The organism is Microbacterium sp. M1A1_1b, from assembly GCF_053345565.1.
Window position 1 is genome coordinate 168,347 of the sequence record NZ_JBKFAJ010000005.1, and the last position, 16,987, is coordinate 185,333.

Annotated in this window: 15 protein-coding genes; 6 read left to right on the top strand and 9 right to left on the bottom strand. The window is 72.0% G+C overall.

Translation table 11 applies throughout. The features are described 5' to 3' along the window. Positions 1 to 59: 59 nt before the first annotated feature. Positions 60 to 1,178, bottom strand: a complete 1,119-nt coding sequence (locus ACLBWP_RS13170) for an aminotransferase class V-fold PLP-dependent enzyme (protein ID WP_447655502.1) — start codon at positions 1,176 to 1,178, stop codon at positions 60 to 62. A gap of 83 nt (positions 1,179 to 1,261) precedes the next feature. Continuing rightward, positions 1,262 to 2,047, bottom strand: a complete 786-nt coding sequence (locus tag ACLBWP_RS13175; protein WP_447655503.1) for an isoprenyl transferase — start codon at positions 2,045 to 2,047, stop codon at positions 1,262 to 1,264. A 74-nt stretch (positions 2,048 to 2,121) separates the two neighbouring features. Here ACLBWP_RS13175 and trhA point away from each other — a divergent pair, with 74 nt between their 5' ends. Further along, positions 2,122 to 2,826 (top strand): PAQR family membrane homeostasis protein TrhA, encoded by a 705-nt coding sequence (gene trhA / locus ACLBWP_RS13180; RefSeq protein WP_447655504.1) that lies wholly within the window; start codon positions 2,122 to 2,124, stop codon positions 2,824 to 2,826. A gap of 177 nt (positions 2,827 to 3,003) precedes the next feature. Here the strand turns inward: trhA and ACLBWP_RS13185 are convergent, their stop codons facing one another. Together ACLBWP_RS13185 and mca are read right to left on the bottom strand one after the other, a co-directional pair. Beyond that, positions 3,004 to 3,300: a hypothetical protein gene (locus tag ACLBWP_RS13185; RefSeq protein ID WP_447655505.1), complete on the bottom strand. Its 297-nt coding sequence runs from the start codon at positions 3,298 to 3,300 to the stop codon at positions 3,004 to 3,006. Further along, complete coding sequence (mca, locus tag ACLBWP_RS13190) at positions 3,297 to 4,187, bottom strand: mycothiol conjugate amidase Mca (RefSeq protein ID WP_447655506.1); 891 nt, start codon at positions 4,185 to 4,187, stop codon at positions 3,297 to 3,299. The genes ACLBWP_RS13185 and mca overlap by 4 nt, the downstream gene beginning before the upstream one ends. Positions 4,188 to 4,221: 34 nt before the next feature. Between mca and ACLBWP_RS13195 the strand changes: the two genes are divergently transcribed. After that, positions 4,222 to 4,701: a DUF4307 domain-containing protein gene (locus tag ACLBWP_RS13195; protein WP_243561406.1), complete on the top strand. Its 480-nt coding sequence runs from the start codon at positions 4,222 to 4,224 to the stop codon at positions 4,699 to 4,701. A 74-nt stretch (positions 4,702 to 4,775) separates the two neighbouring features. Further along, entirely contained in the window at positions 4,776 to 5,264 is a 489-nt protein-coding gene (greA, locus tag ACLBWP_RS13200) for a transcription elongation factor GreA (RefSeq protein ID WP_243561408.1), read from the top strand. Positions 5,265 to 5,360: 96 nt separating this feature from the next. Here greA and ilvA read toward each other — a convergent pair whose 3' ends face one another. Further along, positions 5,361 to 6,605, bottom strand: a complete 1,245-nt coding sequence (gene ilvA, locus ACLBWP_RS13205; RefSeq protein ID WP_243561409.1) for a threonine ammonia-lyase — start codon at positions 6,603 to 6,605, stop codon at positions 5,361 to 5,363. Between the two features lie 45 nt (positions 6,606 to 6,650). Then, positions 6,651 to 7,910: an AI-2E family transporter gene (locus ACLBWP_RS13210; protein WP_243561410.1), complete on the bottom strand. Its 1,260-nt coding sequence runs from the start codon at positions 7,908 to 7,910 to the stop codon at positions 6,651 to 6,653. Positions 7,911 to 8,004: 94 nt separating this feature from the next. Between ACLBWP_RS13210 and ACLBWP_RS13215 the strand changes: the two genes are divergently transcribed. Continuing rightward, complete coding sequence (locus ACLBWP_RS13215) at positions 8,005 to 9,333, top strand: winged helix-turn-helix domain-containing protein (RefSeq protein WP_447655507.1); 1,329 nt, start codon at positions 8,005 to 8,007, stop codon at positions 9,331 to 9,333. On the opposite strand, the gene ACLBWP_RS13220 is transcribed toward ACLBWP_RS13215, so the two are convergent. Next, entirely contained in the window at positions 9,330 to 10,232 is a 903-nt protein-coding gene (locus ACLBWP_RS13220) for a M48 family metalloprotease (protein WP_447655508.1), read from the bottom strand. The genes ACLBWP_RS13215 and ACLBWP_RS13220 overlap by 4 nt on opposite strands. Before the next feature lie 22 nt (positions 10,233 to 10,254). Then, positions 10,255 to 10,821 carry a LemA family protein gene (locus tag ACLBWP_RS13225; RefSeq protein WP_374202499.1) on the bottom strand — a complete coding sequence of 189 codons (567 nt, stop codon included), beginning with the start codon at positions 10,819 to 10,821 and terminating at the stop codon, positions 10,255 to 10,257. 224 nt (positions 10,822 to 11,045) lie between these two features. Here ACLBWP_RS13225 and ACLBWP_RS13230 point away from each other — a divergent pair, with 224 nt between their 5' ends. Further along, a complete protein-coding gene (locus ACLBWP_RS13230) occupies positions 11,046 to 13,466 on the top strand; it encodes a hypothetical protein (RefSeq protein ID WP_447655509.1) in 2,421 nt (806 codons plus the stop codon). 183 nt (positions 13,467 to 13,649) lie between these two features. Continuing rightward, entirely contained in the window at positions 13,650 to 15,392 is a 1,743-nt protein-coding gene (locus tag ACLBWP_RS13235; RefSeq protein WP_447655510.1) for a class I adenylate-forming enzyme family protein, read from the top strand. Positions 15,393 to 15,473: 81 nt separating this feature from the next. Here the strand turns inward: ACLBWP_RS13235 and ACLBWP_RS13240 are convergent, their stop codons facing one another. Continuing rightward, positions 15,474 to 16,796, bottom strand: coding sequence for a threonine/serine exporter family protein (locus ACLBWP_RS13240; RefSeq protein WP_243561417.1), 1,323 nt, complete (start codon positions 16,794 to 16,796; stop codon positions 15,474 to 15,476). Positions 16,797 to 16,987 lie beyond the last annotated feature (191 nt).

Here is a 16,987-nt window from a genome sequence, read left to right on the forward strand (position 1 = left end):
CCGCCTGGCCGAGACTCGGTGCCGCGCCGGACGCGCCGGCGCGCCGGCGCGGCGCGGCGTCAGGCGGACGTGGCGTACGAGATGCAGGCGTCGCGGAACATGTCGAGCGTCTCGTCGGTGGTCGACGCGAACACCGACACGCGGACGTTGCCCGACCGGGTGCTCGTCGTGACCCCGTGGTTGTGCAGCGCGGCCGACAGCGCCGTGAGCTTGCCCGCGGCCGGTCGGAGCACCACGATGCCCGCGCGCTCGGCCGGGTCGCGGCTGGACTCGACCTCGAGCCCGAACTCGTCCGCGATCGCGAACACCCGCTCGACACGGTCGGACACCCGCTCCTGCACGGCGGCGACCCCGACGGCGGTCAGGCGTTCGAGGGCGACCGCCATGCGCGCCTGGGCGACGGGGTCGATCCGCGTCATCGTGAACCCGGCGGCACCCGGTTTGACCGACGGCACCTCGGCGGGCCACCCGCTCGTGCCGTGCGGCCCGGACAGTGCGGGGCGCAGCCGGTCCAGCGCGCGGTCGCTGAACGCGACGAAGCCCGTGCCCCAGCCGGCGTGCAGCCACTTCTGTCCGCCGGTGGCGACGACGTCCGCGGCCTCGTACGCGGCGTCGGTGACCCCGAACCCCTGGATGGCGTCGACGATGAGCAGGCGGTCGCCGATGACATCGCGCATCGCGGCCAGGTCCGTCAGGTAGCCGGTGCGCCAGTCGACCAGCGACACGGCGACAGCGGCGACGTCATCGCCGTCCTGCAGGCGCGACCGGACGAGCGACGGGGTGACCCAGCCGGCACCGGACTCGATGACGACGGGGCGGACGCGGCCGCCGGTGGCCGACGCGGCGCTGGCGAGCGCGAGCGGCATCGAGGGGTAGTCGTCCGCGGCGACGAGCACCCCGCCCGTGAGTCCGAAGGCGGTGTGCAGCAGTCCCGGCGTGGTGGCGGTCTGCGAGACGACCTGGTCCTCGCGTCGCCCGACCAGCCGTGCGGCGACGGCGCGGACGCGGGCGTCCTGCTCGTCGAGGGTGTCCATCGCGCCGAAGCGCATGTGCGCCTGGATGGTGCCGAGCACGCGCTGTTCCTCGAGCACGGCGGTCTGGACCGGTCCGAACGCCGCGTGGTCGAGGTAGCCGGGGTCTTCGGAGAAGCCCGCGGCGTACTCGTCGATCGTGGTCACAGGGTGCACCTTTCAGCGGAACAGAACCCTGAGAGTCTACTGGGACGGATCGGACGCATCGACCAGTGGGCCGATGCACGCACTCAGCCGCCGAACCGGCGTGACCGCAGCCCGAAGTCGCGGACCGCGCGCAGGAAGTCGACCTCGCGCAGGTCCGGGTAGAACGCCTCGACGAAGTAGAACTCGCTGTGCGCGCTCTGCCACAGCATGAAGTCCGACAGGCGCTGCTCGCCCGAGGTCCGGATCATCAGGTCCGGGTCGGGCTGCCCCTGCGTGTACAGGTGGTCGCCGATGAGCTCGGGGGTCAGCACCTCGGCCAGGGTGTCGAGCGTGCCGCCGCCCTCGCCGTGGGCACGGACGATGCTGCGCATGGCGTCGGCGATCTCGCGCCGCCCGCCGTACCCGACCGCCAGGTTGATGTGCAGCCCGGCGTGGTCGGCGCTGCGGGACTCGGCATCGGCGAGCGCGGTCACCAGCGCAGGTGGCAGCCCGTCGTTCGACCCGACGTGCTGCACCCGCCACGAGCGGTGGTGCGAGAGCCGGTCGGCCAGGGTGGCGATGATGTCGAGGAGCTGTTCGAGCTCGTCGCCGCCACGCCCCTTGAGGTTGTCGGCGGACAGCAGGTAGAGCGTGACCACCTGCACGCCGAGGTCGTCGCACCAGCCCAGGAACTCGGGGATCTTCGCCGCGCCGGCACGGTGTCCGTGGGCGGCGGTCTCGAGCCCGAGCTGCTTGGCCCACCGCCGGTTGCCGTCCACGATCATCGCGACGTGCTTGGGCTTCGGGGCGTTCTCGATCTCCTTGCGGATGCGCTGCTGGTACGCGCGGTAGAGGATCCCGCGTCCCGCCCATCCCAGCCTGCCCGTCACGCGACGAGCGTAGTGCACCGAGCCTCGGTGCGGACTCCCAGCGGAGCCGCGCCCGGCGGCCATATCGTCGGAGCATGCAGCACGACCGGGACGCCCAGACCCTGTCCCACGTCCCGTTCTCGGAAGAAGCCGCGACCTCCGTTGACGAGCGCCCGGCCTGGCGCGGCTGGATCCACCTCGGCACGTTCCCGTTCGCGCTGGCGATGGGCATCGTGCTCGTCACGCTCGCCGCCACCCCCGCTGCGAAGGCCGGTTCGGCGGTCTTCATGGCGACGTCACTCGTGATGTTCGGCGTCTCGGCGACGTACCACCGCTTCCCGTGGGGGCCGACGGTCAAGCGGGTGCTCAAGCGCATCGACCACACGAACATCTTCCTGCTCATCGCGGGGACGTACACGCCCGTCGCGGTCTGTGCTCTGCCACACACGCTCATGGTCGTGGTGCTCTGGGTGATGTGGGGCGGCGCGCTGCTCGGCATCGCCTTCCGCGTGTTCTGGATCAACGCCCCGCGGTGGCTGTACGTGCCGCTGTACCTGGCGCTCGGCTGCGCGGCACTCGGCATCCTGCCCCAGCTCTTCGCAGCGAGCGTGCCGATGACTGTGCTCGTGCTGGCCGGCGGTCTGGCCTACGTCATCGGTGCGGTCGTGTACGGGTTCAAGTGGCCGAACCCGTCGGCGACGGTCTTCGGGTTCCACGAGGTCTTCCACGCCCTGACGGTCGCCGCGTTCGCCGCGCAGTGGGCGGGCATCCTGATCGTGGCGCTGCACCCCGTCCGCTGACCCCGCGCGTTCTGTCCCCTCGCACGCGCGATGGGAAGTCGGATCGCGCGTGGTCCCCCCGAAGATCCGACCCACCACGCGCGATCCGACCCACCACGCGCGATCCGACCCACCACGCGGGCGCACCTCCGGGCGGACGGGAGGCTCGTGGCGATGCCGCCACACGCCTGCGGTCCGTCAGGTGCTCGGCTGGCCGCGCTCGGTGTCGTCGCCGACGTCGGTGCGGCCCGGCTCGGCCGGCCCGTCGGCCGGGGTCTCGCCACGCGCCTCGGCCTCGAGGCGGTCGCGGATCTCGGCGCGGTAGCGGGTGCGTCGGATGCGCCGGGTCATGTCGACGATGAGCAGGATCGTCACGACCGCCACCAGGGCGATCGCGATGAAGCCGACCACACCCGGGGTGACGTCGACGTCCGGCACGGCCGAGGTGGGGCTGGGGCTGGGGGTGGCGGCGAGCACCGCTGCGATGACACTCACGCGTTGTCGTCCTGTTCCGGCGGGATGCCCGTGAAGAGATCGGTCTCGGGCACCTCGGTGGGCACCCGGGCGTCGATCAGCTGGTAGTCCTCCGTCGGCCACAGCGTCGCAGCCAGGTCGTTCGGCAGGTGGAAGAACGCGCTGTCCGGCGGCACCTGGCTGGCGTGGGCGCGCAGTGCGGCGTCACGGGCGTCGAAGTACTCGTGCACGTCGACGTGGGTCGTGGACAGGTCGGGTCGGTCGGCGAACCGTTCGACCCACTCGCCCAACTGCTGCACCGCCGGGCTGTCCGGCTCGCGTTCCCTGAGCGCCTCGAAGATCGTGCGGAAGCGGACGGGGTTCATCGTGCGCTCGTAGTACAGCTTCGCGATCTGCCACGGTTCGCCCGCCTCGGGGTACTTCGTCGGGTCGCCGGCATCGCGCCAGGCGGCCATCGAGACCTCGTGTGTGCGGATGTGGTCGGGGTGCGGGTAGCCGCCGTTCTCGTCGTAGGTGACGAGCACGTGCGGGCGGAACCGGCGCACGACCCGCACGAGTGCCTCGGTCGAGTACTCCAGCGGCACGGTCGAGAACGTGCCCGGCCGGACGGTCTCGCCCTTGTCGGCATCGGGCAGGCCGGAGTCGTGGTAGCCGAGCCAGACGTGCTGGATCCCCATCGCTGCCTGCGCCGCCGCCATCTCGCCACGACGGAACCCCGCCATGTCGCGGTGGGCGCGGCTGGTGGCCGGTTCGCCGAGCTGCTCGTTGAGGATGTCCCCGGCTTCGCCGCCCGTGCACGAGACCACCAGGACCTCGTTGCCCTCGGCCACGTACTTCGCCGCGGTGGCCGCTCCCTTGCTCGACTCGTCGTCGGGGTGGGCGTGCACGGCCATCAGGCGGTAGGCCACGGAGGTTCCTCACTGCTGGGGATCGGGGACTCGGGTGGACACGAGGCGACGTGAACTACCCTGGGACCAGGATATCCACCCCGGGAGCCCCCAACTGTCCGAACACCCCACCCCGAGCGCCACCGCCACCCTCGACGACCGCTACGGCCGGACCCCCGGTCGCTCGCGTCGAACGCGGCTGATCGCGATCCTCGTCGCGGCGGCGATCGTCGTGGTCTTCGGCGCCTGGGTGATCTGGGCGGGCCCGGGCCAGACCTCGCACGGACTCGACTCCGACGACGTCGGCTACAAGATCGTCTCCGAGCACCGCGCGACCGTCGACTCGCAGGTGTCGGTCGACCCGGGCACCGCCGCAGAGTGTGCCGTCCAGGTGCTCGACAAGTCGTACACGATCGTCGGGTGGAAGGTCGTCACGCTGCCTCCGGCCACGGAACGCACCCGCTCGATCACCACCACGGTCAACACCACGACACGCGGCGTGACCGGCTTGATCCACACCTGCTGGGTTCCCTAGACTGCCCTGATTCGCCTGACGAGATCGACCGCTCCGGTCGGTCTCGTTCTTTCATGGCCGAAGGGATGACCATCATGAGCAACGACACGCAGGCCACCTGGCTGACCCAGGACGCCTACGACCGTCTCAAGGCGGAGCTCGAAGAGCTGAGCGGCCCCGGCCGTGCCGAGATCGCGAACCGCATCGAGGCCGCGCGCGAAGAGGGCGACCTCAAGGAGAACGGCGGGTACCACGCCGCCAAGGACGAGCAGGGCAAGATCGAGGCCCGCATCCGCGTCCTCACGAACCTGCTGAAGACCGCCACCGTCACCGAGGCCGAGTTCGACGGCACCGTCGAGCCGGGCACCGTCGTCACGGCCACGATCGCCGGCGACCCGTCGACGTTCCTGGTCGGCTCGCGTGAGATCGTCGCCGAGGGCTCGGACCTGACCGTCTACAGCCCCGTCAGCCCGGTCGGTGCTGCGATCGTCGGCCTGCGCGCCGGCGACTCCACGCACTACACCGCGCCGAACGGCAAGGAGATCGCGGTCGAGGTCACGAACGTCGAGCGCTACGAGCCGTAGGCGCGCTGCGCATCGGACAGGAGGCCCGTGGCGGGATCGTCACGGGCCTCCTGTCCGTCTCGGGGTCGGGAACCGACCCCACTGGTCACCGCCGGCTCAGGGCTGCAGCAGCTCCGGGCGGAAGCCGGCCTCGTGCAGGCGCTGGATGACCTCTTCGGCGTGTTCCGGCCCGCGAGCCTCGATCGACAGGTCGAGAGCGACCTGGTTGATGACGAGCCCCTGGCCGTGCCGGGTGTGCAGGACCTCGACCACGTTCGCGCCGGCGTCCGAGATGACCTGCGCGACGCGGGCCAGCTGCCCCGGGCGGTCCGGCAGCATGATCCGGATGCCGATGTAGCGCGACGCGGCGACCAGACCGCGGGTGATGATCCGCTCCATCATGAGCGGGTCGATGTTGCCGCCGCTCAGCAGTACGACGGTGCGGCCGGTGTCGTGGACGGCGCCCGACATGATCGCGGCGACGCCCACGGCACCGGCGGCCTCGACCACGAGCTTCGCGCGCTCGAGCAGCACCAGCAGTGCGCGTGCCACGTCGTCGTCGGCGACCGTGACGATCTCGTCGACCAGGTCGCGGATGATCGGGAAGTTCATGTCGCCCGGACGCGCGACCGCGATGCCGTCGGCGATGGTGGGCGTCGTGGCGATCGTGACGGGCTCGCCAGCGTCGAGCGAGTCAGGGTAGGACGCGGCGTTCTCGGCCTGCACCCCGATGACCCGGATCGGGCGACCGAGGCGTTCCGCCAGGCCCTTCACCGCGATCGCGATGCCGGAGATCACGCCACCGCCACCGATCGGCACGACGACCGTGTCGACGTCGGGCACCTGGTCGAGGATCTCGAGACCGACCGTGCCCTGGCCGGCGATCACGTCGGGGTGGTCGAACGGCGGGATGAAGACGGCGCCCGTGCGGTGGCCGAAGTCCTTGGCGGCGGACAGCGCTTCTTCCACCGAGTGGCCACGCAGGACCACCTCGGCGCCGTAGTGCCGGGTCGCCTGCAGCTTCGGCAGGGCGACGCCGACGGGCGTGAAGATCGTGGCGGGGATGCCGAGCTCGCGAGCTGCCAGGGCGACCCCCTGCGCGTGGTTGCCGGCGCTGGCCGCCACCACGCCCATCGCCCGCTGTTCGGGGGTCAGGGCCGCCAGCCGGTTGTAGGCGCCGCGCAGCTTGTACGCCCCCGTGCGCTGCAGGTTCTCGCACTTCAGGTGCACCGGGGATCCCAGCAGCTCGGCCAGGAACTGCGACGTCTCCATCGGCGTGACCCGGGCGACGCCCGCGATCGTCTGCCTGGCCCGCTCGATGTCGTCGAGGGTCGGGATCGTCAGCGCGGTGGTGTCGGTCACCGTCCCATCATCGTCGGTCTCCGGGCCGGAGACGAACCGATGACGCTAGTTGGTGCTGGCCGTTCCCTCAGTTGCGGTGCCGTCCTTGTCGCTGCCGGGGGCCGGCACGTCGTCGTCGGCCGTGTGCCGACGGCGACGAGAGAGCTGCAGCTGCCCGTGCTGCCCGCGCTTCGGGGTGGCCTCGAGCACGTGGTCCGAGTCGAGACGGCGCCAGCGGCCACTGGCGATCGTGGTCACCATGGCGTTGAGCGTGGCGATGAGCGGGACGGCGAAGAACGCACCGGCGATGCCCGCGAGCCCGGAGGCCGCCGTGACGCCGAGGACCACGGCGAGCGGGTGCACCTTGACGGCGTTGCCCATGACCAGGGGCTGCAGGATGTGGCCCTCGATCTGCTGCACGAGCAGGACGACGGCGAGCACGAGCACGGCCGCCACCGGCCCGTTGAAGATGAGCGCGACGAACACGGCCAGGAACCCGGTGACGATCGCACCGACGACGGGGATGAACGCGCCGAGGAACACGAAGGCGGCGATCGGGATGACCAGGGGCATGCCGCCGAAGAACAGCCCGACGATCCACGCGCCCAGGCCGATGCCGACCGCGTCGACGAACGCGACGAAGATCTGCACGCGGATGAAGCTGGTCAGGGTGATCCACCCGGCGACCCCGGCACCGTCGACGGCGGCGCGGGCCTTGCGCGGGAACAGCCGGACGGTCCAGCGCCACACGTTCTTGCCGTCGATCAGCAGGAAGATCGTGGTGAACAGGATGATGAACAGTGCCTCGAACGCGTGCGTGGCACCCGATCCGGCGCTGGCCACCCCGGACAGGATCGACGCGGCGTTGTCCTGCAGCCACTTCGCGCCGTCGTTCAGCCAGCCGTTGACGTCGGACTGTGAGATGCCGAGGCCGGAGTTCAGGACGAAGTCCTTGATGTTGGCGTACTGCGACACCGTCCGGTCACGCAGGGACGGGTACGAGGCGATGACCTGGTCGACGACGAGCCAGACGAGCGCACCGATCGCCGCCAGCCCGCCCAGCAGGCTGATCACCACGGCCAGCCACTTGGGGACGTGGTGGCGCTGCATCCAGTTCGAGATTGGGATGAGGAGCGCCGACACCACGATGCCGACCAGGAACGGGATGAGGATCTCGCTGAACACCGTGACCAGGTAGATGAACAGGGCGATCACCCCGACCACGACCAACACCCGCCAGGACCACGCCCCGGCGATGCGCATGCCGATCGGTACCGATTCCTCGACCACGGGGTCGGGGTGCTTCTGCTTCTTGCCCCATGCCATGCCGCTGAGTGTATCCACGGGTGTGCGATCAGGTGTCGGATGCGACATGTGGCCTGTCGTCGGTCGTGTCTGCCGTGCTCGGTAGGGTCGCGACATGCCCAGGTCCATGCTCTCTGCGGCCGAGGCCCGTCGTGTCGCGCTCGTGGCACAGGGATTCGGCCGTCCACTCCCCGACTCGGTCACCACGCGCACGCTCAACGCCGGCATCCAACGGCTCGGCCTGCTGCAGATCGACTCCGTCAACGTGTTCGAGCGCAGCCACTACCTGCCGCTGTTCGCCCGGCTGGGGGCGTACGACAAGGCCCTGCTGGACCGCCTGACGATGACCAGGCGCGGTCCGCACGTCGAGTACTGGGCGCACGAAGCCGCCTTCGTCCCCCGCGCCGACCTGCCCCTGTTCCGCTGGAAGATGGACGCCTACCGTCGGCGGGACGCCGGGCCGACCCGCATCGAGGGGGTCGAGCGCACCGCGGCCGTCCGCCGCGAACTGCACGCCCTGCTCCGCGCCCAGGGGCCGATGCCCGCCAGCGCCGTCGAGCACGAGTCGAACGTCCGGCGCGGTCCGTGGTGGGGGTGGAGCGACGTCAAGCTCGGCCTCGAGCAGATGTTCCGCTGGGGCGACGCCGTCAGTGCGGGGCGGTCCGGCTTCGAGCGCGTCTACGCCCTGCCGGACCAGGTCCTGCCGCCCGGGCTGCTGGAGTCCGCTCCCGAGCGCCCGGACGCGATCCGCGAACTCGTCGCCCGTGCCGCACGCGCGCTCGGCGTCGGCACCCGGGCCGACATCGCCGACTACCACCGACTTCGATCGGACGACACTGCCACCGCGGTGGCCGAGCTGCAGGACGCCGGGGTGCTGCTGCCCGTCCGGGTCGAGGGCTGGCGAGAACCGGCTTGGCTGCACGTGGACGCCCGGGTCCCCCGCACGGTGACGGCCGACGCGGTGCTCAGCCCCTTCGACCCCGTCGTGTGGTTCAGGCGGCGGGCCGAGCGCATGTACGGGTTCCACTACCGGATCGAGATCTACACGCCCGCACCCAAGCGGGTGTTCGGCTACTACGTCCTGCCCGTGCTGCAGGACGACGCCCTGGTGGGCCGGGTGGACCTGAAGAGCGACCGGCAGCGCGGGGTCCTGCGCGTGCGCACCGCGTGGCAGGAACCCGGCGCGCCCCTCGATCCGGAGCGCCTCGCTGCGACCCTGCGACGGGCGGCAGCGTGGCAGAGGCTCGACGCCATCGAGGTGACCGACCGCGGGACGGCCGCCGCGCAGGTCGCGGGAGCGCTCGGCGTGCCGATGGTCCCGCACGTCGCGGCGGACGACGGACCCGCGGCCGACGCAGCCGACGCAGCGGACTCAGCCGACGCAGCCGACCGGGCTGCCGCGGCCGACCCGGCCGACGTCGTGTCTGCCGGCACCGCGGACTAGAAGCGGTCCTGGTTCGCCCGCAGCCGCTCGATCCGGTCGGGCAGCGGCGGGTGCGTCGAGAACAGCCGGTCCATCACCCCGTGCCGCATCGGGTCACTGATCCACAGGTGCGCCATCGACGAGTTCTGCGTCTGCATCGGCCGGCCGTACGCGCCGAGCTTCTCGAGCGCCCGGGCCAGCCCCTCCGGGTGCCGGGTGGTCAGCGCACCGGTGGCGTCGGCCAGGTACTCGCGCTGTCGGGACACCGCTGCCTGGATGCCCATCGCGGCGACCGGGGCGATGACCACGGCGGCCAGCCCCGCGATCAGCAGGATCGGGTTCGAACCACCGCCGTTGTCGTTGTTGCGGTTGCGGCCCCCGCTCAGCCCGCTGAAGATCGAGATGCGCACCAGCACGTCGGCGATGAGCCCCACCGCGACGACCAACCCGAACACGATCGTCGACACCCGGATGTCGTAGTTGCGGACGTGCCCGAGTTCGTGCGCCATGACACCCTCGAGCTCGGCGTCGTCCATGAGCTCGAGCAGCCCGGTCGTCGCGGCGACCACGGCGTGCTCCGGGTCACGCCCGGTCGCGAAGGCGTTCGGCGCGGGGTCGCGGACCACGAACACGCGGGGCATCGGCATCCCGGTGGTGATCGCGAGGTTCTCGACCGTCCGCCACAGTCGGGGCTCGGTCATCCGGTCGATCTCGATGCCACCCGCGATCGCCGTCGCCTGTCGTGCGGCGGTGAAGTACTGCAGCACCGCGTACCCCAGCGCGACGACCAGCACGACGATGCCGATCGACACGTTGCCGGCGAGGTACCCGCCCAGGAACCCGAGCGCTCCGATGACGACCAGGAACACCAGGAGGATCAGGACGGTGTTGCGCTTGTTGCGCGCGATCGCGCTGTACACGGGCTGTCGTGTCGGCCGGGTGTCAGAACTGGACGCGCGGGGGCTCGGCGATGGCCGCCGGCTCGGACGTCTCGAAGAACGACGCCTGGTCGAAGCCACGGCGCTTGGCGAACGTCGAGTTCGGGAAGACGCGGATCTTCGTGTTGAGTTCACGGACACCGCCGTTGTAGAACCGGCGCGCGGCCTGGATCTTGTCCTCGGTGTCGACCAGCTCGGTCTGCAGCTGCAGGAAGTTCTGGCTGGACTGCAGCTGGGGGTAGCCCTCGGCGATCGCGAACACGCTCTTCAGGGCCTTCTGCATGTGCCCTTCGGCGGCCGAGGCTGCGTCGGCGTCCCCGGCGCTCAGGGTCTCGGCGCGGGCCTTCGTGACGTCGGTGAAGACCGCCTTCTCGTGCGTCGCGTACCCCTTGACCGTGTCCACGATCGTGGGGATCAGGTCGGCCCGGCGCTTGAGCTGCACGGAGATGTCGCTCCACGCTTCGTCGACGCGGACCTTGAGTGTCACCAGGGCGTTGTACGTCACCCAGAGGTAGATCCCGACGATCACGAGGACCACGACCACCACGCCGACGACGATCAGGGTCGTGATGAGTCCGGTGTCCATGCTGGCGTGCTCCTACGTCGAGGTCGGGTGAACCACCGGCGATTGTACCGACGCTCGTCGGGCCTCCCCTGCGCCGGACACCCGGTTCACGGCGGTTTCCCGAGTCATGCACACCGGGCATCCGGACTGCGCGCGCGTGGCCGTCGGATCCGCGGATCATCCGCGAGGTGTATTGACCGATGCCGCTCCGTCGCATGGGATGGAGGGACATGAGCACGCGTGGGGAGTCCTCGACCACCGCGGCGGTCGGGGGCGGCCGTCGCGTCCAGCGATCCCGCACGCCCTTGGTCGGTGGGCTGACCGCGGCACTGGTGGCGGGCCTCCTCGCACTCGCCGTGGTGCCGGCCGCCGCCGCGACGGCCGACCCGATGCCCACCGCGGCCGCCGCCGCGACGGCTGACCCGGCACCCGCACCGGCAGCCGACGACGCGACGGCCGACCCGGCACCCGCACCGGTAGCCGACGACGCCCAGGCGCCCGCTCCGGGGAACCAGCAGGCCGACCTGCAGCCGCAGCCCTCCACCGGTTCGCCGACCCCGACCACGCCGCCCAGCGGACAGCCGCCCGTCGACCCGACGATCGCCGATCCGGGCGACCTCACCACCACGACGGCTCGGTTCGAGGGCACGGCGATGCCCGGCCACCGGGTTCGCGTGATCGACCCGGCGCTTACCAGTTCCTCGATCTGCACCGACACCGCCGACGGCGCCGGCACGTGGAACTGCTACGGCCGGGTCCGGACCGGACCGCACCAGGTCTTCACGGTGCAGGACGTCACCGATCCCTCCCGCCGCACCGCCGACGCCCCCGCAGCGGACGTGGTCGTCCCGCCGGTGATCGGCACGCGGGACCCCACCACGGGCACGGTCGTCGGCACCGGTGACGTCGGGACGACCGTCACGGTCTCGGTCTCCGGGTCCTCGGCCGTGAGGACGGCCACGGTCGGGTCCGACGGACGGTGGATCGTGTCGTGGTCGACGGGCGCCGCACCCCATCCGAGCGGCACCGTCACGATGACGGCCACCGCGACCGCCAGCACCGCCGACGGCTTCCGCTCCGACCTGCGCAGCGCAGCGTCCGCCCCGGTGTCGGTCACGTTCGACCGGACGCCACCGAGCGCGCCCACGATCACCTCGCCCCGGGCCGGCCAGCAGGTCCCGACGTCCGCGCTGACCGTGCGCGGCACCGGAGAGCCGCGTGCGCAGCTGACGGTGTACGTCGATCGCGCCCCGGTCTGCGGTGCCACGGTCGCCGCGGACGGCACGTGGTCGTGTACGACCTCCGGGATCCGCCTCGCCGTGGGGGCGCGGACGATCACCGCGCTGCAGCACGACGCCGCGGGCAACCACTCCAGCTCGTCGTCGCCCGTCACGGTCGTCGTCGCGGCGACCCCCGGTGCGACCGGGTCGACGTCCACGAGCCCGGACGACACCGGCACCGGTGGCAGCTCCGGGTCTCCGGGCAGCAGCAGCGCGACCGGGACCGGCGGGACGCCCGGCAGTGGCGGCACCACGGGGCACGGCGACGGTGCGGCCGGCAGCACGGGTACGCCCGGAGCGGGCGGCAGCGCCGGTGGAGCCGCGGGTGGGACCGGCACGGGTGACAGCGCCACGAACGGCGGATCCGGCTCGGGCTGGTCCGGTCCGGCGGGCGACTGGTCGATCGCCACCTCGTTCGACCGGACCGTCCCGACGATCCAGTCCGCCGCCTCGTGGGAGACCCTGGCGATCGCCGCGGCCGTCGCGCTCGGCTTCCTGGTGCTGATCGCCGGTCCCGCGCGGATGGTCGCACGCACCCTGCGCGGACGCGTCGCACTCCGGTTCGGCTCGTTCACCGGCCGCAACCGACCACGCTCCGAGCGCCGTCGCGGCGACGACGCACTGCCGGCCTGGGCCTCGGTGTCGATCGCAGTGGTGCTGGCCACGGTCCTGACCCTGCTCGGCGTGGGCATCTCGCTCGAGGCGCGCTACGTCCGGCTCGCGATCGCCGTGCTGCTCGGCGCCGGGCTGCTCGCCGCCGCGGTCGTGCTGGCGACCCGGTGGGCCGCGGGCGCCGACCGGCACACCGTGGGCTTCCGCGTCTCGCCGTGGCTGGTGCTCTCGGCGGTCGTCGCGTGCGGCATCACCCGCGCCGCGGACCTGTCTCCTGCCCTGGTGCTCGGCGTGCTGCTGGTTCCCGTGGGCCGGCCCGACGCGGACACCGGGGCGATGCGACTCGGTACCGCCGTCGCCGCCGGTGCCCGGAGCGCCACGTGGCGCTCCGGCGCACTGCTGGTCCTGGCGGTGTCCGGCTGGGTGGTGCACAGCGTGACGACCGGGTCCGGGTTCTGGAGCGCGCTCGTGTCCGAGGTCGCGATCACGCTGTGCGTCGGCGGTCTGGGCTCGCTCGTGGCGACGCTGCTGCCGCTGGCAGGGTCGGCCGGCAGCGCGCTGTGGGCGCACTCGCGGGCGCGGTACGCGTCGATCGCCGCGGTGGTCGTGGCGCTCGGGGCGGCGGTCTACTCGGGGCCCGCAGGCACGCACTTCTCCCCCGTCGCGATGGCCGTGATCGCCGGCGTGTGCGTCGCGGTGGCACTCGGGACCTGGCTGTGGGTCCGGCTGGTCGACGCCGAGGACGCCACGCGGGTCTGACGGCTCCCGACAGCGCGCCCGGCAGGGTCCTGCAGCCGCCTCCCCGCGCGCCGTGGACGTCGCCGGGGCCCGCCGCGGCCCGGGCCCTCGGCCGAGCATTACAGTGGCGATCGGCGCGCATCGCTGACGGTGCGACGCACCACGACGGTGCGGGGCAGCACCGGACGAGCCCAGGGAGCGACGATGACCGACACCCGATCCGACTACGACGCCACGCGCTTCCGCGACGTCTTCGAGCACAGCTACACCTACGCCAACGGGTTCGCGCGGAACACGCACCGCTTCGCCGGTCGGCCTGCGCTGCGCGACCCCGACACCGACCGCTCGTGGACGTACGCCGAGCTGGGGGACGCGGTCGACCGGATCAGCGGCTGGCTGGTGCGACACGGCGTCGGCCCGGGCTCGGTCGTCATGGTGGAGCTGTTCAACTCCCCCGAGTTCGCGATGCTGTACCTGGCGTGCCACCGCATCGGCGCGGTGTTCTCGCCGACGAACTTCCGGCTGGCCCCGGACGAGGTCGCCTTCATCATCGAGGACTCCGCCCCGGTCGTCCTGGTCCACGACGTCGTGCGCGCGGCCGAGATCGGTGCTGCGCTCGAGACCGCCCCGCACCGGCCGGACCACGTCGTCGTGCTCGGAGCGCCCGAGACGGACACCGCAACCGACGGAACGGGTGCGACGAGCGCACCAGCGACGAGCACGACCGGCACACCGACGAACGCGCCCGCGCCCGGCACCGCGTTCGGCGCGCTCCTCGCCGCCGACCCCGTCACCGCCGACGAGCTCGCGCCGACCGAGCCCCGCGACACCTTCGCCGAGACGACCCGGCTGTACACCTCGGGCACGACCGGACGCCCCAAGCCCGTCCCGCTGCCGAGCCTGGTCGAGGTGCTCAGCGCGCACGACGTGATCATGCACTTCCCGCTCAGCCCGTTCGACAAGACGCTCAACATGTCCCCGCTCTTCCACCGCGGCGGCCTGTACTCGGGCGGCCCGAACCCGGTGTTCTACGTCGGTGCCGAGCTGACCACCCTCAAGCACTTCGACGCCGACCGCGTGCTCGACCTGGTGGAGTCCGAACAGCTGACCTTCCTGATCGGTGCCCCGCCGAACCTGGTGCAGCTGGCGAACGCGCAGGAGCGCCGGCCGCGCGACCTGTCGAGCCTGCACGGCATCGTCACGATGGGCGCACCGCTCGACCGTGCCGCGGCCCTGCGGTACCAGGAGCTGCTGTCCCCGCGCATCTTCAACGGGTACGGCACGACCGAGACCTTCTGGAACACGTTCCTGCGTCCCGAGGACTTCCCCGACGGCGCGGGCTCGACCGGCCGTGCATCGACCGACGACGACGTCGCCGTGGTCCGGGTGTACCAAGACCGGCTGGCCGACCCGAGCGACACCGTGCCGAAGGACGGCAGCGAGATCGGCGAGTTCGCGGTCCGCACGGTCAAGTCGGGCTACTCGTACCGGAACCCGGGGCTCGAGGCCGAGAAGTTCGCGAACGGCTGGTTCTACCCGGGCGACCTGGCCACGTGGGACGAGCACGAGCGGGTGACGATCGTGGGCCGCAAGGACGACATGGTCATCTCCGGCGGCGAGAACGTGCACCCGGTGCAGGTCGAGGCCGTCCTGCAGGAGCACGCCGGCGTCGCCGACTCGATCGTGGTCGGCGTGCCGGACGAGGCGTGGGGCGAGGTCGTCGTCGCCTTCATCGTGCGCGCCGACCGCGGACTGCCCGAGGACGACACCGCCGCGGCCGCCGAGCTCGAGACGTGGACGACCGAGCACCCGGGACTTGCCCGGTACAAGCGTCCGCGCCGCTACCGCTTCGTCACCGACCTGCCGTACAACGCGACCGGCAAGAAGGTGCACTACCTGGCCAAGGCGCAGGCCGAGGACGAAGCGGACCGCTTCATCGAGCCCTGACGGGCGGCGGACTGGAGGCGTGTGGCGGGCCCGCCACGGGCCTCCAGTCCGCCCGCCGGTGCGCCCACGGCCCGCAGCGGCTCAGTGCGCGGGTGCGTTCCGCCGGAACAGGCCGGGCAGCAGCCCGCCGATCTTCGTCCCGACGCACAGACTGACGAACGTCGCCAGCGGCGTCGCCAGCGCGACGGGGTCGAGCGTCGAGACCGCGACGAGACCGACGGTGCCCGGCACGAGCAGCAGGAAGGCGGGGAAGAACGAGATCGTCGCCGGGATCACCGGGACCAGCCGCTCCACCAGCCGGGTCGCGATGAACAGCAGGGCCGCGGTGGCACCGGTCGCGACGACGCTGCCCCACAGGGGGCTCGTGCCGCTGACCAGCGCGTACGCCGTCACCATCACCGCGACCGACACGAGCGTCAGGCGCCACCCGGAGCCGAACACCAGACCGAGCCCGAGGGCCAGGACGACCACGGCGACCCACGACACCCAGTAGGACGGCACCGACTCCCAGCCGCCCCGGGCCGTCCCGATCCCGGCGACCTCGCCGACGAGGGCCGCCGAGCGTGGGTCGACGTGCAGCCCGGTGAGCGCGCTGCCGGCGGCGATGCCCGACGCCATGAAGCCGAGCATGATCACGCCCTGCACCAGCCGCGAGGCACCCGTCACGATGTCCGCCGCGGTCAGCTCGAGCAGCGCGTTCGTGATGAGCGCGCCGGGGACGAACACCGCCACGGGAGCGCACACGGCGAACAGCGGCACGTGGTCGAACCCCGTCCACGCGGCGACGAGTCCGACGACCGCGGTCGACATGAACGCCGCCAGGAACGGGATGATCGCCACGGCCTCGCGGAACCGGCGGAGCAGCAGGCCGATGACGCCGACGAGTGCGCCGACGCCGAGCGTGACCAGGATCGCCCACCAGGGGCAGCGGAACACGACGGCCAGCCCCGCGGCGGTCAGGGCGTTGCCGGCGATCCAGGGCAGCGCGGCCGGCGGGCGGGTGCCGGCGCGGATGGCACGGACCCGGGCGGGGATCTCCGCCAGGGCGATCGACCCGCTCTCGAGCCCGAGCACCAGGCGGTTGGCGCGGGCGGCCTGGCGGAACGACAGCTCGATGCCCTCGGCGTTGACGATCGTGGCCGACCCGGTCGCGGTCTCGCTGACGATCACCAGCGCGGGCAGCACCCCGACGGCGAGCTCCGGGCCGATCCCGGCGGACTGACGGGCCTTGTCGAGCGCCGAGCGGACGTCCGTGACCGAGCTGCCCGCGTCGAGCAGCAGGGCACCGAGCGTGCCGAGCAGCATGCCGACGGGGACGGTCTCGCCGTCGACGACCTCGACGTGCGCCTCCGGCTGTCGCAGGACGCCACGGAGGTTCGCGAGCGCACTGCCGAATCCCACCACGTGCGTCATGGTACCGAGCAACCGCCCCCGTCAGAGCGCGCCCGGACGTCGCAGAACGCGGATGCCGAGCTCCGAACGACGTCGGACGGACGGTACGCGCATTCCACGGTTCCTGCCCAGGTTCGACCCCTAGGTTCCCTAGCAATCGCAATCGCGGGAACTCTCCTGTTCGGCCGAAGGGCTGTTCCTGA

Bases quoted from the DNA above. Each gene is read 5' to 3' on its own strand.
- greA (WP_243561408.1), top strand. From the start codon at position 4,776: ATGAGCAACGACACGCAGGCCACCTGGCTGACCCAGGACGCCTACGAC.
- ACLBWP_RS13215 (WP_447655507.1), top strand. From the start codon at position 8,005: ATGCCCAGGTCCATGCTCTCTGCGGCCGAGGCCCGTCGTGTCGCGCTC.
- ACLBWP_RS13235 (WP_447655510.1), top strand. From the start codon at position 13,650: ATGACCGACACCCGATCCGACTACGACGCCACGCGCTTCCGCGACGTC.
- ACLBWP_RS13230 (WP_447655509.1), top strand. From the start codon at position 11,046: ATGAGCACGCGTGGGGAGTCCTCGACCACCGCGGCGGTCGGGGGCGGC.
- trhA (WP_447655504.1), top strand. From the start codon at position 2,122: ATGCAGCACGACCGGGACGCCCAGACCCTGTCCCACGTCCCGTTCTCG.
- ACLBWP_RS13210 (WP_243561410.1), bottom strand. From the start codon at position 7,910: ATGGCATGGGGCAAGAAGCAGAAGCACCCCGACCCCGTGGTCGAGGAA.